Annotated in this window: 19 protein-coding genes, 2 tRNA genes and 1 pseudogene; 13 read left to right on the forward strand and 9 right to left on the reverse strand. The window is 71.2% G+C overall.

Annotated elements, in window-relative coordinates; genetic code table 11:
* Nucleotides 1–52: 52 nt before the first annotated feature.
* Nucleotides 53–979, reverse strand: coding sequence for an alpha/beta fold hydrolase (locus H181DRAFT_RS20640; RefSeq protein ID WP_045866020.1), 927 nt, complete (start codon nt 977–979; stop codon nt 53–55).
* A gap of 397 nt (nt 980–1,376) precedes the next feature.
* Here H181DRAFT_RS20640 and H181DRAFT_RS20645 point away from each other — a divergent pair, with 397 nt between their 5' ends.
* Nucleotides 1,377–2,072 (forward strand): hypothetical protein, encoded by a 696-nt coding sequence (locus H181DRAFT_RS20645; protein ID WP_045866021.1) that lies wholly within the window; start codon nt 1,377–1,379, stop codon nt 2,070–2,072.
* Between the two features lie 425 nt (nt 2,073–2,497).
* Here the strand turns inward: H181DRAFT_RS20645 and H181DRAFT_RS20650 are convergent, their stop codons facing one another.
* Both H181DRAFT_RS20650 and H181DRAFT_RS20655 read right to left on the reverse strand, forming a co-directional pair.
* Nucleotides 2,498–4,249, reverse strand: coding sequence for a SpoIIE family protein phosphatase (locus tag H181DRAFT_RS20650; RefSeq protein WP_078895876.1), 1,752 nt, complete (start codon nt 4,247–4,249; stop codon nt 2,498–2,500).
* A 311-nt stretch (nt 4,250–4,560) separates the two neighbouring features.
* Nucleotides 4,561–5,382, reverse strand: a complete 822-nt coding sequence (locus tag H181DRAFT_RS20655) for an RNA polymerase sigma factor SigF (protein ID WP_045866023.1) — start codon at nt 5,380–5,382, stop codon at nt 4,561–4,563.
* A gap of 463 nt (nt 5,383–5,845) precedes the next feature.
* On the opposite strand from H181DRAFT_RS20655, the gene H181DRAFT_RS29520 reads away from it, so the two are divergent.
* From H181DRAFT_RS29520 to H181DRAFT_RS20665, 3 genes are all read left to right on the forward strand, one after another.
* Entirely contained in the window at nt 5,846–6,010 is a 165-nt protein-coding gene (locus H181DRAFT_RS29520; RefSeq protein ID WP_175439808.1) for a hypothetical protein, read from the forward strand.
* Nucleotides 6,011–6,297: 287 nt separating this feature from the next.
* A complete protein-coding gene (locus tag H181DRAFT_RS20660; RefSeq protein ID WP_045866024.1) occupies nt 6,298–7,089 on the forward strand; it encodes an RNA polymerase sigma factor SigF in 792 nt (263 codons plus the stop codon).
* A 198-nt stretch (nt 7,090–7,287) separates the two neighbouring features.
* Entirely contained in the window at nt 7,288–8,154 is an 867-nt protein-coding gene (locus H181DRAFT_RS20665) for an RNA polymerase sigma factor SigF (protein ID WP_045866025.1), read from the forward strand.
* Between the two features lie 297 nt (nt 8,155–8,451).
* On the opposite strand, the gene H181DRAFT_RS20670 is transcribed toward H181DRAFT_RS20665, so the two are convergent.
* The gene (locus H181DRAFT_RS20670; RefSeq protein ID WP_045866026.1) at nt 8,452–8,673 is read right to left on the reverse strand and encodes a hypothetical protein; all 222 of its coding nucleotides are present in this window, start codon (nt 8,671–8,673) and stop codon (nt 8,452–8,454) included.
* A gap of 185 nt (nt 8,674–8,858) precedes the next feature.
* Here H181DRAFT_RS20670 and H181DRAFT_RS20675 point away from each other — a divergent pair, with 185 nt between their 5' ends.
* The 3 genes from H181DRAFT_RS20675 to H181DRAFT_RS20685 all read left to right on the forward strand — a co-directional run bounded on the left by H181DRAFT_RS20675 (nt 8,859) and on the right by H181DRAFT_RS20685 (nt 12,913).
* Nucleotides 8,859–9,329: a MarR family winged helix-turn-helix transcriptional regulator gene (locus H181DRAFT_RS20675; RefSeq protein WP_045866027.1), complete on the forward strand. Its 471-nt coding sequence runs from the start codon at nt 8,859–8,861 to the stop codon at nt 9,327–9,329.
* A gap of 37 nt (nt 9,330–9,366) precedes the next feature.
* A complete protein-coding gene (locus H181DRAFT_RS20680) occupies nt 9,367–11,889 on the forward strand; it encodes an MFS transporter (protein ID WP_045866028.1) in 2,523 nt (840 codons plus the stop codon).
* A gap of 193 nt (nt 11,890–12,082) precedes the next feature.
* Nucleotides 12,083–12,913: a YceI family protein gene (locus H181DRAFT_RS20685; protein WP_045866029.1), complete on the forward strand. Its 831-nt coding sequence runs from the start codon at nt 12,083–12,085 to the stop codon at nt 12,911–12,913.
* 234 nt (nt 12,914–13,147) lie between these two features.
* On the opposite strand, the pseudogene H181DRAFT_RS20690 reads toward H181DRAFT_RS20685, so the two are convergent.
* Together H181DRAFT_RS20690 and H181DRAFT_RS20695 are read right to left on the reverse strand one after the other, a co-directional pair.
* A pseudogene (locus tag H181DRAFT_RS20690) lies at nt 13,148–14,143 on the reverse strand (N-acetylmuramoyl-L-alanine amidase); the annotation flags it as partial.
* A 392-nt stretch (nt 14,144–14,535) separates the two neighbouring features.
* The gene (locus H181DRAFT_RS20695; RefSeq protein WP_045866031.1) at nt 14,536–15,060 is read right to left on the reverse strand and encodes a M23 family metallopeptidase; all 525 of its coding nucleotides are present in this window, start codon (nt 15,058–15,060) and stop codon (nt 14,536–14,538) included.
* A gap of 514 nt (nt 15,061–15,574) precedes the next feature.
* On the opposite strand from H181DRAFT_RS20695, the gene H181DRAFT_RS20700 reads away from it, so the two are divergent.
* The 4 genes from H181DRAFT_RS20700 to H181DRAFT_RS20715 all read left to right on the forward strand — a co-directional run bounded on the left by H181DRAFT_RS20700 (nt 15,575) and on the right by H181DRAFT_RS20715 (nt 18,685).
* Nucleotides 15,575–16,012 carry a WXG100 family type VII secretion target gene (locus H181DRAFT_RS20700; protein ID WP_052708668.1) on the forward strand — a complete coding sequence of 146 codons (438 nt, stop codon included), beginning with the start codon at nt 15,575–15,577 and terminating at the stop codon, nt 16,010–16,012.
* Nucleotides 16,013–16,193: 181 nt separating this feature from the next.
* Nucleotides 16,194–17,783, forward strand: coding sequence for a cysteine peptidase family C39 domain-containing protein (locus H181DRAFT_RS20705; RefSeq protein ID WP_045866032.1), 1,590 nt, complete (start codon nt 16,194–16,196; stop codon nt 17,781–17,783).
* A 22-nt stretch (nt 17,784–17,805) separates the two neighbouring features.
* Entirely contained in the window at nt 17,806–18,261 is a 456-nt protein-coding gene (locus H181DRAFT_RS20710) for a protease inhibitor I42 family protein (protein WP_158715457.1), read from the forward strand.
* A 28-nt stretch (nt 18,262–18,289) separates the two neighbouring features.
* Entirely contained in the window at nt 18,290–18,685 is a 396-nt protein-coding gene (locus H181DRAFT_RS20715; RefSeq protein ID WP_045866034.1) for a hypothetical protein, read from the forward strand.
* A 611-nt stretch (nt 18,686–19,296) separates the two neighbouring features.
* On the opposite strand, the gene H181DRAFT_RS20725 is transcribed toward H181DRAFT_RS20715, so the two are convergent.
* The gene (locus H181DRAFT_RS20725) at nt 19,297–19,632 is read right to left on the reverse strand and encodes an ATP-binding protein (protein WP_368073279.1); all 336 of its coding nucleotides are present in this window, start codon (nt 19,630–19,632) and stop codon (nt 19,297–19,299) included.
* Nucleotides 19,633–19,891: 259 nt separating this feature from the next.
* On the opposite strand from H181DRAFT_RS20725, the gene H181DRAFT_RS20730 reads away from it, so the two are divergent.
* Complete coding sequence (locus tag H181DRAFT_RS20730; RefSeq protein ID WP_045866037.1) at nt 19,892–21,148, forward strand: helix-turn-helix domain-containing protein; 1,257 nt, start codon at nt 19,892–19,894, stop codon at nt 21,146–21,148.
* The gene (locus tag H181DRAFT_RS20735; protein ID WP_045866038.1) at nt 21,133–21,678 is read left to right on the forward strand and encodes a GNAT family N-acetyltransferase; all 546 of its coding nucleotides are present in this window, start codon (nt 21,133–21,135) and stop codon (nt 21,676–21,678) included. The genes H181DRAFT_RS20730 and H181DRAFT_RS20735 overlap by 16 nt, the downstream gene beginning before the upstream one ends.
* 542 nt (nt 21,679–22,220) lie before the next feature.
* On the opposite strand, the gene H181DRAFT_RS20740 is transcribed toward H181DRAFT_RS20735, so the two are convergent.
* Both H181DRAFT_RS20740 and H181DRAFT_RS20745 read right to left on the reverse strand, forming a co-directional pair.
* Nucleotides 22,221–22,293 (reverse strand) — tRNA-Arg (locus H181DRAFT_RS20740).
* A gap of 190 nt (nt 22,294–22,483) precedes the next feature.
* A tRNA-Ser gene (locus H181DRAFT_RS20745) sits at nt 22,484–22,574 on the reverse strand.
* Nucleotides 22,575–23,069: the final 495 nt, after the last annotated feature.

Consider the following 23,069-nt stretch of genomic DNA (forward strand, 5'->3'; position numbering starts at 1 on the left):
CGCGCACCTCGGTCCCGGTGTAGGACATCGGCATGCGGAGGCCCATCGGCGTTCACGGCACGAGGAAGTCCCGTACGAGACGGCCCACTTCCCCGGGCGCCTGGAGGTGCAGCATGTGCCCGGCCTCCGGAACCGTCGTGATGCGCAGCCCGGGCCTGCCCTCTTCCCGCAGCGATGCGAGCCCCCGTCGTACGCCCTCCGCCAGCGCCTCGTTCAACTCCCGGAAGGGCGCGGGCAGTCCGGACAGCTGCGGTCCCTGCCCGCCCTGCACGAGGAGCACCGGACAGGACGTCTCGCGCACCGCGGTGAAGGTGTCCCAGCCCTCCAGCGGGCGCATCAGCGCCTTCTGCGCCGACGCTCCGGGCCTGCGGAGGAGGCGTCCGTCCTCCAGCGGCCGGAGGGAACGCCGGGCCCCGGCTTCCTCCAGCTCCGCGTCCAGGCCGTGCGCGGCGGCGGCCCGCCGGGCCCGTTCCAGGACGAGATCGGCCTGGCCGGCGTCGAGGATCTCCGGCTCGAGCGCCGCCGAGTAGACGGCGAGCTGCTCCGCGCGCCGCTCCGCGACGGTCTCGGGGTCCAGGCCCGGGTAGAGCTCGGGACGGCCTCCGCCGAAGCCGTCGAGATCGACCACGCCCGGGCCGTCCGGGCGCCGTCGGCCGTGGCACAGCGCGATCACGCCGCCCAGGGAGTGGCCGATCACGCGCGGGTCGTCGAGGGCGAGTGCTTCGCACACGGCGTCGAGGTCGGCGAGGTGGGCGTCCCAGCCGTAGTCTCCGTCCGGCGGTGCGTCCGACCGGCCGTGGCCGCGCAGGTCGTAGGAGACGAGGCGCAGGCCGGTCAGGTGCGGCAGCAGCTTCTCCCAGTCGAGCAGCGTGCGGTTCGCTCCGTGGCAGAGCACCGCGTCCGGGCCGTCGCCGCCGTGGTCGGTGACGGCGATCTCCCCGGCCGGTCCTGGTACGCAGTGGTTCCGTACGTGTGACACAGGTGCTCTCCCCCTTGGTCCTGACATGGCGCCGCCAGAGTGCCTCCCGCAGCTCCGGGATGCGACCGAATATCCGGGGACGCGGGCAGGCCTCGTACGGCACCGCCCGGGGCTGCTCACGGCGGCCGCCGTGCCCGCCCGCCGGGAGGGCACTCAGCGGCGCGCTCCGCAGGCTGATCTTCGGGCTGGTCCGCGGGCTGGTCGGCAGCATGCTCAAAGTCCGTAAGAATGACCCCAGTTGACTGTCCCCAGGTGCCTGGCGGCCGTGGTGCCTGCACGTGATCCTGTCGATCCTGGGAACCTGTGGTGCGGTCCGAAGGCGCAGGGGGCGGAATTGAGTGCAGTGTTCTCGAGCGGGTTCGACAAGCGGTCCCCACGAGGGAGCGCGTATCGGGGCATGTTCGGCACCGGGGTGCTGAGCGGACTCGTCGAGGGCATCGACGAGTACCGCGCCGGCCTGGAGCGGCAGCCGTACCGGTCGCGCAGCCTGGGTCCCGCCCTGCTCGGCGCCTTCCACCGGCTGGACGACGAGGAACTCGTGGAACGCATCGCCGGATACCCGGCCGCCTGCGTCGTGATCGGTGACGAGCCGCACGCCCTGCCCACCGACGTGGAGCTGCTGCGGGACGCCGCCAAGCGCAGCGCCGGCTTCCCGGCCGGAGCGCTCCCGGGCCTGCCTGGCCTCGCGCTCGCGGCCAAGGGCAGGCCCCCCGTCGCCGGACCGGCGAGCCCCATGGCGGACGTACGGCTCTCCGCGCTGCGCACGCTCGGCAGCGCCTCGGGGGAGGAGGAGGGGGACGGCGCCGCGCCCGCCCTCCACACGAAGATGCTGATGGTCGGCGAGCTCTGGTGGCACGACGAGGCGACGCTGGGCAAGGCCGCCGACGTCGCCGAGTTCACCCCGCACAGGCTGTGGCTGGGCAGCGCCGACGGCACCGCGCGCTCCAGGGCGGACCTCGAGTTCGGGCTGTGGCTCGACGACCGCGGGCTGCTGGAGACCGCCCGCCAGTTCATGGTGCAGCTGCTCGCGCGCTCGGAGGACTGGAACCCGGACGGCGCGGCTCCCGCCCCCGGGCTCACGGCTCAGGCCTGAGCCGGCGGACCGGCGGGGCGCTTTCCGCGCGGCGCGGCCGTCAGGGCGTCCCGCGTGCACGGCGGCCGGACGGGGGACGCCACTCGGGGCGCCGTCGAGACCTGCTGGGGAGTCCCGGGCGATCTGCTCGGGACGCACGAAGGCATCTGCACGAGGAGGCCCGGAGTCCCGCCGGGCGGAGGCCGGGAGTCCGCTCGGGTACGGCCGGGAGTCCGCTCGGGTACGGCCGGAGGTCCGCTCGAGGATGCCCGGAAGTGCGACGGGACGTGTACGTCCGTGCAGCGCGGTTACTCAGAGGACTGCCCCGCTGCTTCGGCAGACAGGCAGTGGGGAAGTACCTGCGGGCCGGCCGCGGACGGCGTGCGGGTACGCCTGGTGCCTCCGCCTCGGACAGTGCGACGGGGCGGGCGCGCTCCGGCACGGTCTCAGACGGCCTGTGCGGGCTCCGCGCCGTCCGCTGCGGGCGCGGCGGGCACCCGGAAGGCGAGCATCGCGACGTCGTCGCTGTTGTCGTCCGGACGGACGCTCTCCAGGAGCCGGTCGCAGAGGACGCCCAGGGGCCCCTGCGCGAGCGGCACCGCGTGGTCCCGCAGCTTGGCGAGCCCGAGGTCGATGGACTCCCCCGGCGACTCGACCAGGCCGTCCGTGTAGAACACCACGGTGGACCGCGGGGGGAGCGTGATGACGGCGTCGTTGCGGTCGGGAGCCACTCCCGTCCCGAGCAGGATGCCGTGGCCGTACTCCAGGAAGCGCGCCTCGCCGTCGGGCGTCACGAGCAGCGGCGGAGGGTGGCCGGCGTTGGTCCAGCGCAGCAGCCACTGCCCGTCGTCGGTGCCCTCGACGTGGGCGAAGACGATGGTGGCCATCGATATGTCGGTCAGGTGCAGCAGCGCACGGTCCAGCCGTTCGAGGATCGCGGCGGGACGTTCCTGATGGGACCAGGCGAGGGCGCGCAGCATGTTGCGCACCTGCGCCATGCCCGCCGCCGCGTCGAGGTCGTGGCCGACGACGTCGCCGATGACGAGGGCCGTGGGGCCGTCCGGCAGCACGAACGCGTCGTACCAGTCGCCGCCCACCTGCGAGGCGTTCGGCGCGGCGAGGTACCGCGCCGTCATCTCCACGCCCGTCACACCGGGGAGTTGGGGCAGCAGATGCCGCTGCATCGTCTCCGAGACGCGGCGCTGCTGCTGGTACAGGTGGGCGTTGGACAGGGCGAGTCCGGCGCGGCGGCTGATGTCCTCCAGAAGGGACAGCTCGCCGGCGTCGAACTGCCCGTCCCGTTCGGCCCGGCCGAGCGTCAGGGCGCCCAGCACCTCGCGCGGCGCGCGGATCGGCGCGATAGCCGCCGAGTGGATACCGGTCGCCTCGAACATCGCCCGCTGCACCACCGCCACCCTGGAGTCGGGCGCGCCCTGGTACGTCTGCGGTCCCGCGACCGCGGCGGAGACCCCGCGCAGCGCGCGGGAGAGCGGCATCGACGATTCCTGGGGGGCCGGGGGCATCCGCCCTTCGAGGCTCTCCTTGCGGACGAGGGAGCCCTCCTCGTAGTGGTACGCCGCGATCCGCCGGACGTCGCCCCCCTCGGTGATCAGGTCGACGATGGCCCAGTCCGCCAGCAGCGGCACCACGAGCCGCACGAGCCGGTCCACCGCGTCGTCGACGTCCAGCGTCGAGGTCAGCGTCGTCGTCGTCTCGGCGAGGAGCGCCAGGCGGTCGAGCTCGGTGAGGGGGGTGGAGCGGAAGCTGTGACGGTCCGCGGTGATCGTGGAGGTGTCGGGGCGCTCCTTGTGGATGAGGACGACCGCGCCCCGGGCCTCTTCGCCGAGGTGGCAGGGGGTGACCGTCCAGGAGAGCTCCAGCAGGGAACCGTCCCCGCGTTCGAACCAGTCCTGCGTGCCGTGCGCGGTGCGGTTGCTGAGGAAGGCCTGCATCAGCGAGCACTGGGCGCGGGGGACCGTCTCCCCGCGGCTGTTGCGGCGGAGCAGGTCGTGGGCGTCCTGGCCGACGAGTTCCTCGGCGGTGCGGGCCAGCAGCTTCTCGGCCTGTGCGTTGACGTCGACGATGCGGCCGTGGGCGTCCAGGACGTACATGGCGACGTCCAGGGCGGCGCCCAGCCCCCGGAGTGGCTGCGGGCTGTGCCCCGTTCGTCTTTCGGCGCCGGAACCGCTCACGCACATGCCTCCTCAGCTCCGCCTTTCACTGGCCGCCACTCTTGCACACCTCATGGATATCTCCCCCGGTCGCGAGGACCGCAAGCGGGCAGGCGGATGTCCCCAGGTGATCTGGCGAACCCACCCTGTGTACCCCGCGGGTGGAGTCCAAACGCGTATGCGGCGAGGCGGTGTTGCGCCGCAGGCCGGGTCCGGCGCCTGTGCGGCAGATCACGGGAGTCCGCCGTGCCGGACGGGTGGGAAGCCGCCCCGCGGACAGGCGCTCCCGGGGGGTGCGGGGCCGGAGGTGGCCACGGCCCGGAGGGCGGTGCGGTGCGTCAGGCCGCGGCCAGCGCGACCTCCGGATGCCGGTCGCTCTCCACGTCCCGGCGCAGACGCTCGCACGTGCCGGAGATCAGCCGGGAGACGTGCATCTGCGACAGGCCGAGATGCGCCGCGATCCGCGACTGCGTCCATCCGCTGAAGAAGCGCAGGTAGAGGATCTGACGCTCCCGTTCGGGAAGGCTGTGGAGGTGGGGCTTGACGGCCTCGCGCGACACGACCAGATCAAAGCCGGGGTCGGTGGCGCCGACGCAGTCGAGCAGCGCGTAGCCGTCGTCGCCGCCGCCGATCGGCGCGTCCAGCGAGAGCGACCTGTAGCTGCCGAGGGCCTCCATGCCCAGCTGCACGTCCTCCTCGCACAGTCCGCACTCCTCCGCGAGCTGTGCGACGGTCGGCGACCGGCCGAGGGTGCTGCTCAGCGTGGCGATGGCGGTGCGGACCCGGTTGCGCAGCTCCTGTACGCGGCGGGGAACGTGGACGTCCCAGGTGTGGTCGCGGAAGTGCCGCTTGAGCTCGCCCGTGACGGTCGGGATCGCGAAGCTCTCGAAGGCGGTTCCCGTCGAGGGGTCGTACCGGTCGACCGCCTTGAAGAGGCCGAGCGCGGCCACCTGCTCCAGGTCCTCCAGCGACTCGCCCCGGTTGCGGAACTTCCGGGCGAGACGGTGCGCCATCGGCAGCCACGCCGCGACGAGGCGCTCACGCAGTTCGTCGGCCTCCGTCCCCGGGCCGAGACGGGCCAGGCGCTCGAAGTCGCCGGCGGTCTCCGGAGCGTCGTGATGAGGGTGCCTGCTACGCCCGTGGAGTCGAACGGCGTCCATGAGGGTGCTTACCTCCCGCGATTGCACAGCCAGTCGGATGGCGCGGGCGTCGACGCAGCCGTGGAAGCCGGCCGGTGAAGAGCTGCCGACTCCCGCGCTGTGCCTGCTTTCCGAAGCACTGGCCTCCCGTTTGTCCTGGGGTCCGCCCGTCAAACCGGGCCGTTCCGGGAACGGGTTCGGAGGCCGGGTTCCGAGCCGGGGTGGGATCCGGGTTCCGAGCCGGGTTCCGAGGCCGGGCGGGCGTCCGCCGGGCATCGTGGCGCACCGCGGCGACCTGGCCGGTGCGTGTGCGCGCGGCGGGAACCACCCGGTGAGGGGGAGGGGCGAAAGTGGTGGCGAACCACGTCAAAGAGCCCTGCTTGCGGCCCATTTGGGGCTGTACGCGCAGATCATGCAGGCGGTGCCGGTGGTTAGACTCACCCGACTGCGATCGGGGACGTCGGGCAGCCGCAGGAGGCACAGGATGGTGCAGGCGAAGAAGATCATGCTCTACGTGGTGGTGGTCTTCGCGCTCTATACGATCATCACGTCCCCGGCCCGGGCCGCCGACCTCGTCCAGATCGGCTTCGAGGGCATATCGAGCGCCGCGCAGGGCGTGGGCCACTTCATGACGGAGCTCGTCAACTAGTTCGGTTCCCGGCGCCCTCCCGCGACGTTCCGCGAGAGCGCCGGCGTACTCGGCAGTCGGCCCTCGCGCTTCACCGGTGCGGGGGCCGAACGCCGTCCACGGCCGCCGCCGCGGCCCTCCGCGCAGCCTCCGCCACCAGCAGCCGGAGGCCTCTCGTGCTTCTCAACTCACCACCAACACGGCCATTTACGGTGCTTGCACACGTTGCACATGTCTTGTGATGCTATGACCGCTTTTGGCCGATGCATCGAGCGAACAGACCCGGACCTTGAATAGGTGGTGGCTGAGTGGCGGCGACCCAGACCCGCGAGAGCCGCAGCGCGGAGGCCCGGGCGCTGACCCAGGAGCTCTTCGAGCAGCTGGCCGGGCAGAAGCCCGGCACCGCCGGCCATGAACGGGTGCGCACCGCGCTCATCGAGGCGAACCTGCCGCTGGTGCGGTACGTGGCAGCCCGCTTCCGCAGCCGCAACGAGCCGATGGAGGACGTCGTCCAGGTCGGCACCATCGGGCTCATCAACGCCATCGACCGCTTCGACTCCGAGCGGGGAGTGCAGTTCCCGACCTTCGCCATGCCGACGATCATCGGCGAGATCAGGCGCTACTTCCGCGACAACGTCCGCACCGTGCACGTCCCCAGGCGGCTGCACGAGATGTGGGTCCAGGTCAGCAGCGCGACGGAGGACCTGACCACCGCCTTCGGGCGCTCGCCCACCACGGCCGAGATCGCGGAGCGGCTGAAGCTCGCCGAGGAGGACGTCCTGGCGTGCATCGAGGCGGGACGCTCCTACCGCGCAACGTCGTTGGAGGCGGCGCAGGAGCGCGAGGACGGCCTGCCGGGGCTGCTGGACCGGCTCGGCTACGAGGACCCGGAGCTGGACGGGGTCGAGCACCGCGATCTGGTCCGGCACCTGCTCGTCCAACTCCCCGAGCGCGAGCAGCGGATCCTGCTGCTGCGCTACTACCGGAACCTGACGCAGTCACAGATCAGCGCCGAGCTGGGTGTGTCCCAGATGCACGTATCGCGGCTTCTGTCCCGAAGCTTCGCGCGGCTCCGCGCGGCGAACCGTATCGAGGCATAACCGGGCAGAGGCGTACGTAACGAGGACTCAACTGCCTTCGCTGTGCAGTTTTATCGACATGAGGCTACGTCGCGTTGCCTACTTGTGACATTCTGCAAGAGCTGCGTTTGCCGCAACGGCGCTTCCGGTATGCAGGGGGAGGTGCCTCCCTCGAACGAGGGTGCCGCTGCGACCCGTCCGCGACCTCAAGGGGGTGGCATGTCCGTAGAACTGGGCAGCTCGAAGGTGCTCACCGAGAACACGAACGCGACCGGCGACGTCGACGCCGTGGGAGCCCCCGAGGCGCCCGCAGAGGACACCGCCCTCGACACGCGCACCCTCTCCCGCGCCCTCTTCCTGCGGCTGGCCACGCTCGGCAAGGACAGCGCGGAGCGGACCTACGTGCGGGACACCCTCATCGAGCTCAACCTGCCGCTGGTGCGGTACGCGGCGGCGCGCTTCCGCAGCCGCAACGAGCCGATGGAGGACATCGTCCAGGTCGGCACGATCGGCCTGATCAAGGCCATCGACCGGTTCGACGCCGAGCGCGGCGTGGAGTTCCCGACGTTCGCGATGCCGACGGTCGTCGGCGAGATCAAGCGCTTCTTCCGCGACACCTCCTGGTCGGTGCGCGTCCCCCGCCGCCTCCAGGAGCTGCGGCTGGCGCTCACCAGGGCGAGCGACGAGCTGTCGCAGAGCCTGGACCGCTCGCCGACGGTGCCCGAACTCGCCCAGGCCCTCGGGGTTTCCGAGGAGGACGTCGTCGACGGACTGGCCGTGGGCAACGCCTACACGGCCTCCTCGCTGGACTCCCCCTCCACGGAGGAGGACGGCGGCGAGGGCTCTCTCGCGGACCGGCTCGGCTACGAGGACGCGGCGCTGGAGGGCGTCGAGTACCGGGAGTCGCTGAAGCCGCTGCTGGCCAAACTGCCGTCGCGCGAACGCCAGATCATCATGCTGCGCTTCTTCGCCAACATGACGCAGTCCCAGATCGGCGAGGAGGTCGGCATCTCGCAGATGCACGTCTCCCGGCTGCTGACGCGCACGCTCGCGCAGCTGCGCGAGGGCCTGATCGCGGAGGAGTGACCTCGGGCCTGCCCTTCGGATCTCCGCGGTCGTGCCGGCCACGGCGCGCGGAGACCCCCGAGCGGCCTCCGTACGCGCCGGCGTGAGCAAGCGTCACCAGCGGGACGCCGGCCGGAGCGCACGCCCGGGGGCGGGCCCGCAGCCGGACCGGTCCGGCGGACAGCGATCCGATGAACAGCGCCCCGATGGACAGCGGGCCGGTGGGCAGCGACCCGGGCGCGCGGACCAAGGTGACGGCTGACCGTCAGTGGCAGCGCCCCCGGCAGGGGCGCCGGTGAAGTGCGGCCCCGCCGGCCGTCAGGCCATGGCCAGCCAGATCGCGGCACCGACGACCACTGCTGCGGCGACGATGCCGAAGACGACGCCCATCCGCGAGCCGGACGACGCCGCCTGAGGGGCGGACCGCCGCGCTCCGCCGGGGCCGCCCTCCTCCTCGACGAAGGCGCGGAACATCTGCGTGCTGCCGGCCGGATCCTGGGAGTTCTCCGGGCCCTGCGGTGCATGCGGGTTGTGTGCCATGAGGCAGGACCCTAGCGAACGCGGGGAAGGGCCGTCAGCCCCCGCCCCACCATGAAGATCCACCCCCGTCGCCGCCCTCCACCACCGGCGCTTTGCCGATTCTTTGATTCCGTTTCCCTCATTCAATTTGCGTACGGCAACTAATGGACTATGGTTGCCTTGAGCAACAATAAGGAGGGGGTGAGATGGCTGCGCGAGCTGCACGCAGTAGCTACGAGGAACTGGCCCGGCACCTTAGCGGCATAGGCGCCGTGAGGCGAGAGATGGCGCGAGGATTGCCGCCGGACTGCCCGCCGGCCTCCGCTGCGGCCCTGACCCTTCTCCACAAGTACGGAGAGATGCGGATAGGCCGCCTTTCCGAACTCATGGCCGTCGACATGTCGGTGACCAGCCGACACGTCTCGCACATCGAGGAACGGGGCTGGGTCGAACGCCACCCCGACCCCCTGGACGGCAGATCGCGGCTGCTGCGCCTCACCGGACCGGGCCGCCGGCAGCTGGACGTCCTCGCCGAGGCCACCACGGAGACCCTGGAGACCTTCCTCCACGACTGGACCGACGAGGAGATCGCGGGACTGAACGGAATGCTTGAGCGTCTTCGCCAAAGCTTCGGCGACAGCCGTGCATCCCGCCCCGCCCCCGAGGACACTCCATAGACCACCGCACCGCACCGAGCACGAAGTAAGGAAACGAATGGCCACGACCACACCTTCCGGTGTGCACGGAGCCGGCGCCGGAGGCGGAGCCGGGCACGCGTCGCCGGCGCCCGCGCACGCCTCCGGTGGTGCCGCACCCATGACGCACCGGCAGATCATGGAGGCGCTGTCCGGGCTGCTGCTCGGCATGTTCGTCGCCATCCTGTCGTCGACGATCGTCGCCAACGCCCTCCCGAAGATCGTCGCGGAGCTGGGCGGCGGACAGAGCGCCTACACCTGGGTGGTGACGGCGTCCCTGCTGACGATGACCGCGACGACGCCTCTGTGGGGCAAGCTCGCGGACCTGTTCAGCAAGAAGGCCCTGCTGCAGACCGCCATCGTCATCTTCGTCCTGGCGTCCGCCACCGCCGGCTTCTCGCAGGACACCAACCTGCTGATCGCCGCGCGCGCCGTACAGGGCATAGGCATGGGCGGCATCACGGCTCTCGTGCAGACCGTGATCGCCGCGATGATCTCCCCGCGCGAACGCGGCCGCTACACCGGCTACATCGGTGCGACCTTCGCCGTCGCGATGGTCAGCGGCCCGCTGCTCGGCGGCGTCATCACGGACACGAGCTGGCTCGGCTGGCGCTGGTGCTTCTACGTCGGCATACCCTTCGCCGTCATCGCGCTGGTCGTGCTCCAGGCCACGCTGCGGCTGCCCAGGGCCAAGCGCCAGGTGAAGATCGACTGGCTCGGTGCCTTCTTCGTCGCGGCCGCCGCCTCGCTGCTGCTGATCTGGGTGACCTTCGCCGGCGACAAGTACGACTGGCTGTCGTGGCAGAGCTACAGCATGGTGGGCGGCTCCGTCGCACTGGCGCTGCTGTTCCTGCTCGTCGAGGCGAAGGCCTCCGAGCCGATCATTCCGCTGCGGCTGCTGAAGAACCGGACGATCGCGCTGAGCTCGGCGGCCTCGATGTTCGTCGGCATCTCGATGTTCGGCGCGACGGTCTTCCTCAGCCAGTACTTCCAGCTGGCGCGCGGCGAGTCGCCGACGATGGCCGGTGTCATGACGATCCCCATGATCGTCGGCATGTTCCTCTCGACGACCGTCTCCGGACAGGTCATCAGCCGCACGGGCAAGTGGAAGCTGTGGCTCTGCTCCGGCGGCGTGCTGCTGACCGCGGGCCTCGGCCTGCTGGGCACCCTGCGGCACGACACCGTCTACTGGCACATGGCCTGCTTCATGGGCATGCTCGGCATCGGCGTCGGCATGATGATGCAGAACCTCGTCCTCGCCACCCAGAACCAGGTGGACACGGCGGACCTCGGCGCAGCCAGCTCGGCGGTCAACTTCTTCCGCTCCCTCGGCGGTGCGGTGGGCGTCTCCGTGCTGGGCGCGGTGCTGTCCCACCGCATCTCGGACCACGTGAACGAGGGCCTGGACAAGCTCGGCATCAAGCACGGCGGACCCACGGGCGGCGCCGGCAGCGAGATCCCCGACCTCTCCGAACTCCCCCGCCCGATACGGCAGGTGATCGAGGGCGCCTACGGGCACGCCATCGGCGACATCTACCTGTACGCCGCGCCCGTCGCGCTGGTGAGCCTCTTCCTGGTGCTGCTCATCAAGGAGGTGCCGCTGAAGACGACCTCCGGCCTGGAGCAGCAGGCTGCCGACGGCGTACTGCCCGGACCGGCCGCCACCGACACCGCCGCGCAGCACGCCCTGCAGCAGGCGGGCGTCCAGCGGACCCAGGACATGCAGGCTCCGCCGTCCGCCCAGGAGGCCCCGGAGAGCGAGCTGTCGGGCAACTCGCAGCACTCGATCCGCGGCACCATCCGCAACCTGGACGGTTCCGGCGTCTCCAGGGCCGCCGTGACGCTGATCTCGCTGAGCGGCAGCCAGCTCGGGCGGGCCGTGGCGCGGATGGACGGCAGGTACGGCGTGGACACCCCCGGTCCCGGCAGCTACGTGCTGATCGCGGCCGCCGAGGGCCACACTCCGCAGGCGTCGACGGTGACCGTGGGCGAGGAGCCCCTGCGGCACGACATCCTGCTGGCGTCGACCAGCGGACTCGCCGGACGCGTCCGCAGCACCGGCGACGGGCAGCCCGTGCGGAACGCGATGGTGGTCGTCACCGACGCCAGGGGCGAGGTGCTGGCGACCGGGCGTACGGGCGAGCGGGGCGAGTTCAACTTCGACGAACTCGTGCCGGGAACCTTCACGATCGCCGTCAACGCGCCCGGCTACCGGCCGATCGCGCGCCCCGTCGAGGTCGAGACCCAGGGCGTGACCAGGATCGACCTCGAACTGGCCGCCGGCGCCCGCGTGCAGGGCGTCATCAGGGCCGGGGCCGACCGGCGCCCGCTGCCCGACGCGCGGGTGACGCTCATCGACGCGGCGGGCAACGTCGTCGCCACCGCCACGACGGCGGAGGACGGCGCGTACGGGTTCACCGACCTGGACGCCGGGGACTACTCGGTCATCGCCAGCGGCTACCCGCCGGTGGCGACCGCTCTGAACGTCCACGGCCAGGGTGCGGACGACTACGACATCGAGCTGCACCACCCCGACGAGTGACGCATGCGGGCCGCCGCGCGGCGAACGCGGATCACGCGGCGACCTGCACGAAGAAGCCCGGCACCGCACCTCCCGTTACCCACGGGCAGCAGGAACACTGGGCGGCGGGCGGGGGACGGCGTGCCGTCCCCGGTGCCGGGGGCCTGTCATGGGCCGCAAGACCGGGCCTGAGCGAGAAGGAGCGAATCGGAAGATGGCAGGCGCAGGCGTACGGGCGCAGATCCAGACCCGCGAGGGGTGGCCGGTGCAGCACGCCGTGCTGACCGTGACCGACATGACAGGTGTGCAGGTGCTCCGCGCGGAAGCGGACACGGACGGCTTCGCCCAGAGCGACGAGCCGCTCCCCCCGGGCCCCTACACGGTGATCGCGACCGCGCTCGGCTACGCGCCGGCCGCCGCCACGGCCCTGGTCACCGCGTCGGGACGGGCCGAGCTGGGGACGCTGACGCTGGTACGGCAGGGCGGTACCGAACTGCCGCCGCCCGGCCCGTGGACGATCGACCCCGTGCACTCCACGATCGGCGCGACCGCGCAGCATCTGGGCATCTCCAGCGTCCACGGCCGGTTCACGAAGTTCAGCGGCCGGGTCGAGATCGACGAGGACCCGGAGAAGTCCTACGTCGAGGCCGTCATCGAGGGCGACAGCATCGAGACGGGCAACCGCATACGCGACGCCCACCTGCGCTCCGAGGACTTCCTGAACGTCGAGAAGCACCCCCAGCTCACCTACCGCAGCCACGCCGTCGAACCCTCCGGCACCGACCGCTGGACGGTGCACGGCTGGCTGGCCATGCACGGCGTCGTACGGGACGTGGCGCTGGACCTGACGTACCTGGGATACGGGCCCGACCCGTGGGGCGGCACCCGTGCCGCTTTCCGCGCGACGGCGGAACTCCAGCGTGAGGACTTCGCGATGAACTACAACCAGATCCTCGCCGCCGGCATCGCCGCCATCGGCACCACGCTCAGGATCGAGCTTGACGTGCAGGCCGTGCAGGGCGAGGAGCTGCCCGACCTGGAGTGAGCACCGCCCGCCCCGGCGCCGCGCCGTCCCGTGCGTGCGCGGCGCCGGGGCGGGCGGTGCTCCTCGGCATCCCCCGGCATCCCCCGGAACTCCCCGGTACTCCCCGGCACGAACGCGCGGTGGCCCGGTCCTGAAGAGGACCGGGCCACCGTGTTTCACTCCCGTTCGTCTGTAACTCCGTTCTTCGGCATCACCCCGTCTGCGTCAGCCGTTGACGTACCCCATGTACGTGTCCCAGTTCCAGTTCGGACCCGGGTCGGTGTGGTCGTTGCCGGGGACCTCGTTGTGCCCGACGATGTGGGCCCGGTCCTTCGGGATGCCGTGCTTGTCGCACAGGTGCTTCGTCAGGGCGCCCGACGCGCGGTACATGGCGTCGGTGAACCACGACGGGTCGTCGACGAAGCCCTCGTGCTCGATGCCGATGGCGGAGGCGTTGCCGCCCCGGGCGTGCCACGCGGTGTCGGCGTCGCGCACCATCTGCGTGATCTCGCCGTCGGACGAACGCACCACGTAATGGGCGCTGACCTGGGCCTCGGGGTTCTGGAACCAGCTGATGGTGCCCGCGTAGGCGCCCTGCGTGACGTGGACGACGACCTGGGAGATCGCCGCGTCACGGCCGGTGTTGTAGTTGGCCGCGTTGGCGGGGTTCCAGATGGCCGGCGGGTAGTCCTCGCTCTTGGTGCCGACGCCGGGGGCCTTGGCGTCGGCGAGCTTGCCGCGCTCGGGCGTGACCTTCTGCCCGGACATGTCGACCTTCGCCTTCGCGGGGAGGCCCTTCTTCACGAAGTCGTACGCGGCGTCCGCGTAGAGGCGCTTGAGGGAGGCGCTGTCGGCACCGCCGTAGGCGGCGACCGCCGGGTACCAGGCCTCGATGCGCTCGCGGTCGGCCGCCTTGAGCCCGGCCTTGTCGGCGAAGGCGCGCAGGACGGCGGCACCGCCGCGGATGTTGGCGGCGTCGTTCTTCTTCAGGTCCGCGACCGACTCGTCGGTGAGCTTCGCGGCCTGGTCGAGCGTCTGGCGCTCGGGGTTGTCGACGAGGTGCATGACGCCGAAGCCGTTGTCCTGGCTGGGCTCGCCCTTGTGCCCGTCCAGGTGGGTCTCCGCGTAGCCGACCGAGACGAGGAGGTCGCGCGGCACGTCGAACTCCTCGGCCGCGTCGCTGAATGCCTTGCCCATGGTCGGCTCGCTGTCGGAGGGCGCGGCGGTGGCGCTCTGTCCGACGACGGCCATCGTGGCGGCGAGCGCGCCGCCGACAGTGACGGCGAGAAGTCTCTTGCGTGAGTTCATCGGGTCTGGCTGCCTCTCTGCATGTCCGGCACGTGGTGGGGGGATCGAGCGCCTGGCACCGGCCGGCGCACCGGATCTCGGCCGGTGCCAGGGTCGTGCGGGGTGGTACGCCCCGGTCGGCGGCGATCCGGCGGGTGGGGCTCCGCCGGGGCCGTGCGTGGTGCGGGGTCGTGCGGACGGGGCTCGCGGTGCCCTGTGAGGCGCCGTCAGGCCGGAGGTTCCGGTTCCGGGACGCGGAGCCGCCGGGGAGGCGGCGGCTCCACGTCCCTTCCCTCGCGGGGCGTCCGGGAGCGGACCGGGCGCCGAGGACCGCGAGGGCCCGTACGGTCAGCCGGTCAGGGCGTGCAGGGCAGGTTGACGCCGCGCTCCGACATGTAGACCAGCGGGTCGTCGCCGAAGCCCGTGCCGCCGTCGCGGTGGACCTCGAAGTGGAGGTGCGGGCCGGTCGACTGGCCTTCGTTGCCGACGTTGGCGATGTGCTGCCCGCCGGTGACGGTGTCGCCGACGTTCACGAAGCGCTCGCTCATGTGCCCGTACTCGGTGACGGCGCCGTCGGAGTGCTTGATGCGGATCCACTGGCCGTAGCCGCTGGCGGGGCCCGACTCGGTGACGGTCCCGGGGCCCGCCGCGTAGATCGGCGTACCGAGGGGCGCAGCGAGGTCGACTCCGTCGTGACCGTCGTGGTATCCCTGGCTGATCTCGGCGGCGACGGGGCACGACGCCGGGTCCGCGGCCTTCTCGCCGCCGGTCACTGCCGCGCTCGCGGGGACGGCGACCAGGGTGGTCAGCGCGCAGCCGGCGACGGCGGCGAGCGCGATCAGGCCGCGCTTGACGCGTCTGCTGTGGGGGAGACGGGACATCGGGATTCCTTCCACGGATGAAGACGAATTCCGTGCGTCCGCCAGTAGAAGCAACCAGCCATGTACGCGACAACCCCGTTCGTGCAACAAGTGCCACTTTCTTGCTCAGGTGAAGAATTTTCAGGGCGCGAATCGTGAACACCCGCGCGATACCGGGCAGTACCTTCCGTGGTGCGACCACTGAAAGATTCCGCCGTCTCACTCTGTGGACGAACTGCGGTGCGGCTGCGAGCCGTTGGACGTACGGAATCCGTATCCGGCTCCGCCCGCCGGCTCCCGGGCCCCTCCCGCCACCGTGCACCGGACGCCGCGCCGCCCTGCCGCGGAATCCCCTGCGCGGCCCGTGATCCGGACTCCCAGACCCCCGTCTGCCCGCCCGCGGAGAATCAACACCCGGGCCCCGCAGCGTAGTTGAGGGGCCCCTGACCTCGGGCTCCGCACCGGGTGCGAGTAGACTCCCCGCCCGAGGAGCCGGGCGTCACCCGCACCCGGCCGGGGGCAAGGGGGGCGGACGATGTCCGGGTACGAGGTGCGCGCGAGCGGCATGTCGGCGGAGGCCGGGAAGCTCGACCGGGCGGGCGACGACGTCGGCCGCATCCGCAAGGCCGTCGAGGACCAGATGTGCTACACACCCGACGCCCTCGGCGGATCCGACTCGGGCCCGGCGTACGACGCGTTCGCGGACGCCTGGCAGGCCGAGGCCCGCACCCTCGAAGCCGCGCTGCACGAACTCGCCGGCAAGGTCCGCGTCTCCAAGCAGAACTACAGAGGCGCCGACGACGACGCCGTACTGGGCCTGCGCTCCGCGGCGGGCGGCGGCACACCTGCGGCGGTGCCCGCCCCCGCGGCAGGCGGAGTGACCACCATGCCGGCACCGGCGGCCCACCACCCCGGGATCACCACCGGCCCGACGCCGGGCGAACCGCCGCCGGGCCTGGCCGACTTCGGCTGACCGCGGCTGTCCGACGAGCTGCGGCACCGCAGCCCGGCAACAGGCGCAGCCCGGCGACCGCAGCAGCCGCAGCGCACCGCACGCGGACAACGGCATGCGGTCGCACGTCCACCCAGCCGCACGGCGCCGCACGTCCGCGTCACCGCCGTCCACACCGAACCACGTCACGGGGCAACGAAGCATGGCCGAGGAATCCACCACAGACCGCCGCGAGAAGCTCGCCGGACACGTGAAGTCCATAGCGGGAGCTGACGACAAGAACTCCCTCATCGAAGCGATCGACGACGCCCTCGGGGTCTCCCCGCCCGTCGGCTCGCCCAGCACCATCGAGAGCATCGCCAAGCGGTACAAGGGGCAGGCCGACGACGCCCGCGACGTGCAGGAGCGCGTGGAGAAGGCCGCCAAGTCGGGCCTGCCGTCGGTCTGGGTGGGCAGCACCGGCGCCAAAGCGTCCGAAGTGGTCGGAGCCGCGGGCCGTTCCGCCGAGCAGATGGACGTCGCGTTCCGCAAGGCGTCCAAGGCGCTCTTCGACCTCGCCGACGCCGTCACCTCGGCCCAGGCAGCGGACTCCTCCGGACGCAGGCAGCTCCGCGAGGCCCGCTCCATGCTCGGCGGAGAGGACGGCTTCTTCGACGACATGGTGGAGAAGGACGCCGAGGAGAGGGAGCGCAAACGCGCCCAGGAGACGGCCGGGCACGGCGTACGGGGCATGCACAAGGCGGCCTCGCAGGCCGACGACGCCGCCCGCACCGCCGCGCGCGAGCTCAACAAGTACGCCTCGGAGGCCCGTGCGGGCCGGATGAAGACCGATGAGATATCCGCGGCGGACCGTCTCGTCCTCGCCGACATCGCCACGGACGGCCAGCCGCAGGAGCAGAACGAGCTGCTCTCGGCCAACGACCTCGAACGCTCGGGCCGTCGCCTGGAGAAGATGAGCGACGCCGACCAGGCGAAGTACGAGCGGATGCTCGCCGACGCCAAGACCCCCCAGGAACGCGCCTACCTCGTCAAGGCCCTCGCCGCCGGGTACAGCCTGGGCGAGGTCTCCGAGTTCCGGGACAAGATCCACGGCAAGGACCCCGCCTGGCTCCAGCAGCACCTCACTCCCGTCACCACCGCGAGCGACAGCAAGGCCGACGAAGGACTCAACACCGACGGCTCGAACCGCAACACCGACGAGCAGCGGTTCGGTACGGAGAGATGGTCGCAGGACGGGAACACGTGCGTGCCGTCCTCCACCGTCACGGCCCGCGCCATGGTCGACCCCGTCTACGCCCTGGAACTGACCGGCGGCCCCTCCGGCCAGGAGGACGACCCGGCCGCCTTCCGCGAACGCCTCGGCGACGAGCAGATGCGCGTCCACGACGAGGGCGACGGCAACTACGAGCACTGGTTCTCCGACACACCCTCCGGCATGGACAACGACGGCAAGACGGAGGTCGTCAACAAGGAGATCAGCCCCCACACCGGCAGCGAGTACGACTTCCAGGAGACGCGCAGCGCCGACGCCCGGCGCGACGTGCTGCCGGACATCGAGAAGGCGGTCGCGGAGGGCAAGCCCGTCCCCATCGGCGTCGAGGGGTACTCCGACGGCGAACGGAGCGGCCACGCGATGATGGTGGTCGGCCAGGAGGGGGACAAGCTGCAGATCTACAACCCGTGGGGCACCACGACCTGGGTCAGCGAGGACGACTTCGTCAACGGGCGCATGGGCAAAGCCTCGGACCAGGACCTGCCCGACGCCTACGCCGTCCACCTTCCCGCCGAGTGAATCGACGACCGCCATGCGCACCGTGACCAAGCGACTCGCCCTGCCCGCGCTCCCCCTCGTGCTGACCGCGCTCCTCACCGGGTGCGGCCAGGACACCTACGGGCAGGACGAGAAGAACCTCCAGGTGGACAACGGCGAGGAGTTCACGCTCTCCGTCCCCGTCGAAGCCGCCATGGGGGAGGACTGGTACCTCGCTTCCCCCGCACCCGACAAGGACGTCGTACGCAGCACCGGCGACCGCGAGGAGACCGACGGGAGCGACAACGACGGCGGCCAGAGCGCCACCCACTACTTCGACTTCAAGGCCGTCGGCAAAGGCACCACCGAGATCCGACTCCTGGAGTGCCCCTCGCTGGGCTGCGCCGGAGGAGGCGACGCCGGCGGCGAGATCTCCCCCTCACCCGTGCCCAGCGGCAGCCCCACCCCCGGCGCGGACGAACGCGGCCGCTACCACACCTACAAGGTCACCGTGAAGTGACCTCCGTGCTATCCCAGTTGAGGCAGCCATGAGCACCACCCCGACGCCCCCGGACCGCACCGACGACGAACTCGCCGCACTCGACCCGGCGGCCATGCTGCGCTACGGCCTCTCCTTCACCGGAGCCCACCGCACGGCGCTCTTCGGCGACGGAGCCGTCTGCGCCGCCGTCCGCCTCGACCGGCTCGGCGTCCAGCCGCGGGCCGTCGCGTTCGTCGCGAAGATCGTCCGCGGCGGGGGCGTCCGGTACGCGGCGGACCTGACGGAACCGGTCCCCGGCGAGGAGGCCGCCGCCCAGGTCCGGTCCTGGCTGCGGTCGGCCTCGGACGTCGCCGGTGGCCCGGACGCCGAGGAGACCTGCGCCCGCTGGCTCGAAGCCGTGGCCGAACTCCTCGCCCTCCGCCGCACCTACGGCAAGCGATAGCCGGACCGCGCCGCGACTCGGCGTCCGGCTGCACACCGGGGGCCTCGGGAAGGCACGTAGCGGTGAGCTTGAAAGGCCCCAAGGCGGTCTGTAAGGCCGCCAACGGGACGGTGAAAGCCTTCGACGAACTGCATCACCAAGCGTTCGCCTGGGAGCGTGGTGGCCGGGACACCCACATCGATGGACGCCCGGTCAGTTTCGGCGATGACTACACGCACGAGGTCCAGGGAGGAGCTGGACCGCTACCTCAAGGAAGCCCGGAAGGCTCTGACGACGTTCGCGGGCAGGTGAGGCCCCAGCCATCCGGTCACGGGGGAGGAACGGACGGCCGGGGCCGGTCTCAGAGGGTCGGCTGCGGCCGCCAGACCTCCCACACGACTACGGACGACGCACAGCGCCACCAGAGCAGGAACGCAAGGCGCTGCTTCACCGCTCGTCTCCCGCCTCTCGGGCGAGCCACGGCCAGGAGCCCGGCAAGGCAGCGATCTCACGAGCGTGCGGGCGGCAGGCGTATACGTTGCCGGTGCGGGGGCCGGAGCGCTCGCCCTGCATGTTCCCGGCGTCGACCTGATGGACGAGCACAACGCCCCGCGCCTCACAACGGATGCACTTCACGACGCCACCAGCTCCGCCCAGACCCGCTTCCCCCACGGCAGCGGGTCAGCCCCCCACTTGTCGGCCAGCAGCTCGACCAAGGCCAGCCCACGACCGCCTTCGTCGTCCTCTGACGCGCGGCAAGGAACGGGCGCCACGCGGGACTTGTCCACCACCGCGACGTGGACGGACGCGGGGCCGGGACGTGTGACGACGACCCGGATAGCGCTGCTCCGTGCGTGCTGCACGGCGTTGGTCACCAGCTCGGAGACCACCAGCGCGGCACTGTCGCTCAATTGCTCCAGCCGCCACGTGGCCAGGGCTGTGCGCACGAGCCGGCGGGCTGTGGCCACGCTCTCCGGCGCACGTGGCAGCGTCTCGCTGTATCCAGGGACTCCGGTCGGGCGGGCAGTGGCGGGCACGGTCATCACAGACCCTCGTCGGTGGTGTGAGCGGTACCGGCCGTCGCGTTGGTCACGACGGCCTGTGCACCACTCAACGACGGGTTGTGACTGCCCGTGAGGAAAAGTCCGGCTCGCGTGCATCGCCGACAACCGGAAATTACGGGGCTGTTGAGGCGTCGGAACCGCGCTGCCTGGCTACCTTGACGGTGTGGAGGGTAACGAGGCACTGGCAGGCGCGCTGCGCGAAGCCGAACTGACTCAAGCGGAGTTGGCCGAGGCCGTGAACGCCTACCTGCGCTCCCTCGGCCGCGAGGGCACCGTCAGTGACCGCACCGTGCGTCACTGGCTGACCGGAAAAACCCGCTGGCCGCACCCCCCGCAACGGGAGGCGCTGGAGGCAGTATTCGGGTGTGCCGCCGCAGAACTGGGATTCGCCTCTCCGGCGGCCCGAAGTGACTCCAGCAGCACCTCGGAGGACCCCGTGCGGCGTAGGAACTTTGTCACCGCTACCGCTACCGCGGCCGTGCCCTTGGTCGCCGCGCGCCCCCACGCCGTCGGCACCACTGACGTGATCCGGCTGCGCTCCGGCCTGGACGCCCTGACGGCCCTGGACGCCTCCAGAGGCGGCCACGAGGCCCTGGAGCGGGCCGCCCTGGCAGGCGCCGCTGATGCCCTGGGGAAGCAGAAGCAGGCGGCTTCCCAGCGCATCCGCCAGCGCCTCTTCGCCGTGGCCGCCGAGTACACGTCCACAGCCGCATGGTCGGCGGTGGACGCGCACCAGTCGGAACGTGCCCGTGGACACCTGAACCGCGCCCTCTACCTCGCGGGCATGGCGAAGGACTCCACGGCGGAGATGCGCGTATGGAACGCGCACGCGATGCTGGCCCGCCAGCAGCTCCGCCACAGCGAGGCCGTGGACTCCGGCCAGGCCGCGCAGGCGACCACGATCACCCGCCGGGACCCCCTGTTCGCGTCCCTCGCACACGCACGGACAGCCGTGGGCCATTCCAACTGCGGTGACCGGCAGGCCGCTCTGCGCTCCCTGGGGCACGCTCAGGAGGCGCTGGCCAAGGCCGACTTGGACGCCCCTCGTCCGAGCTGGATCGCTTTCTACGGCCCGGCCGAGTTGCTGGCCATCACCGCGATCGTGCGGGGGCGCATCGGAGACGCCGCCGAGGCGGAGGCCGCCTCACACCGGGCTCTCACTGCGATCCCCGAGCGCTTCCGCAGAAATCGCGCCCTGGCGACCGCTCAACTGGCCACCGCCCAGCTTCACCAGCACGACATCGAGCAGGCGTGTGCGTCCGCCGACACCGCGTTCTCCCTGATGGACGGCGATCCCATTCCGGGCCGGATGCGGTCTCGTCTCGGGGACTTCTACCGTGATCTGCTCACGCTCGCGCCGGACGCTTCGGCCGCGCGGGAGTGGGGCGACCGATACCGAACCGAATGGAGCCGAGCTTGAACACAGCAGATGCCCTGGAGCTGCGTCACTTCAGTCACGACGACCTGCCGGACATTCGGCAGACGTTGATCGGCGTGCACGCGGACGTGCACGCCGATCGGATGGATGACGACGAGTTCCGGCAGAAGTTCCCCTGGTTCGTGGACCACTGGGGCGGCATGCCCGGCTTCGCCTGCGTCATCGCGTACGACGGGGACGAGCCCGTGGGCTTCGCCTACGGCGCCCCGGCGAGAGACGGCCGGGAGTGGTGGCGGGAGCACCTGGAGACGGCGCCGGAGCGCACGGCTACGTTCTCCTTCTCGGAACTGATGGTTCGCGAGAAGTGGCGCAAGACCGGCGCAGCCGAGCGGCTGACCCGCTCCCTGCTCGATGGCCGGGACGAAGACCTGACGGTCCTTCTGGTGGACACCACCCACCCCAGGGTCCAAGCCCTGTACGAACGGTGGAGCTTCCGAAAGGTCGGGGAGCGCCAGCCCTTCCCCGACTCCCCCAAGTACGCCGTGATGCTCGCTGAACTGCCGCTTCGATGAGTAGCGGCAATGACAGCTCAGTACCCTGGTACTTGGCTGGCTCGCCCCCGGAGTGCTGAAGCGTCCAGTCAAGCCGTGGGATGAGGACGAGGTGCGCACGTTCCTCGCCCGTGTCGCCGGTGAACGGCTGAACGCGGTCACGCTGCTGTCACTGATCGTCTGCGCCCGGCCGAGGTGGTGGGCTTGCGCTGGTCTGCCGTGGATCTGAAGGCGGGCACACTGTCCGTGGTTCACGCGCACGCTGGTGGCGGGCGAGGTCATCGAGAAGGACACCAAGACCGCCGCCGGTGAGCGGGTGCTGCCCCTGCCGGTGTCCTGGTGGCTGCGCTCAAGACGTTCCACCGACATCAAGCGAGGGGCGGCTGACCGCCGGGGAGGGCTACGAGGCGTTGGGCTACGTCGTCGCCCCGGCTCCTCAGCGGAGCCCGATCAACTGAGAGTGTGAGAGCCCGTGAGAGATGGGGTCGTGAGAGCAACGACGAAGGCCCCGACTCACGTAGTGAATCAGGGCCTTGACCTTGGACTTTGCAGTTATCCTGCTGCGCGCTCGGCAGGATTCGAACCTGCAACCTTCTGATCCGTAGTCAGATGCTCTATCCGTTAAGCTACGAGCGCTTGGCCTTCCGGCTGTTGATCAACCGGGGCGGCGTTGCGGGAACAACATTACATCACCCCTGCCCAGAGGTGAAATCAGTTCCCCGCACCCCTGCTGACCTGCGAGAAGTCCACTCCCGGCACCCTCGCCGAAACACACGGAAACCCCGGCCGCGAGAGCCGGGGTTTCGGCGATCTTGGAGATCGGAAGCGGAGGCTGAGGGATTTGAACCCTCGATGGGGGGTTATCCCCAAACCGCATTAGCAGTGCGGCGCCATAGACCAGACTAGGCGAAGCCTCCCGACACCCGCCCGACAGAAGTGAGCGGTGTGTGCAGATGATGGCACAGCCCGGTGGGCTGTCTCCAATCGGCCCCCACCGTACTCGGTTCCGGGCCCGCCGGGCAAAGCGATTGGCGGCACCGTCCCGCCGATGACCGGGAACTATCCGCCCGTTGGCCGTCCGGTCCGGCGGAGGAGGACGGGTCCCGCACCTCGCTCCCGCTGCCCGCGCCGCCCCCAAGTCCCGGCGGCACGGCGGCATCCGCCCCGGCGCGTGCGCCCCCGCGCGAGATCCACCCGGCACCGCTCCCTCCGTCCGGGGCGCCCCGTCCGGCCGGCCCCGCCGCTCCGGCTGGTCCCCCGGTGTGGCCGGTCGCCGTCAGCCCAAGCCGTCGCGACCGGTCACGGTCGGTCCCGGTCCGGCGAGAGGCAGCCGGCGGCCCGCAGCCGGTAGCACCCCGTCCGTGGCACTCCCCGGAGGCCCGCGGTCACCCGCCGCGAGAGCCGGTGTCCGG

Source organism: Streptomyces sp. WMMB 714 (genome assembly GCF_900090125.1).
GTDB classification, from domain to species: Bacteria; Actinomycetota; Actinomycetes; order Streptomycetales; family Streptomycetaceae; genus Streptomyces; species Streptomyces daqingensis.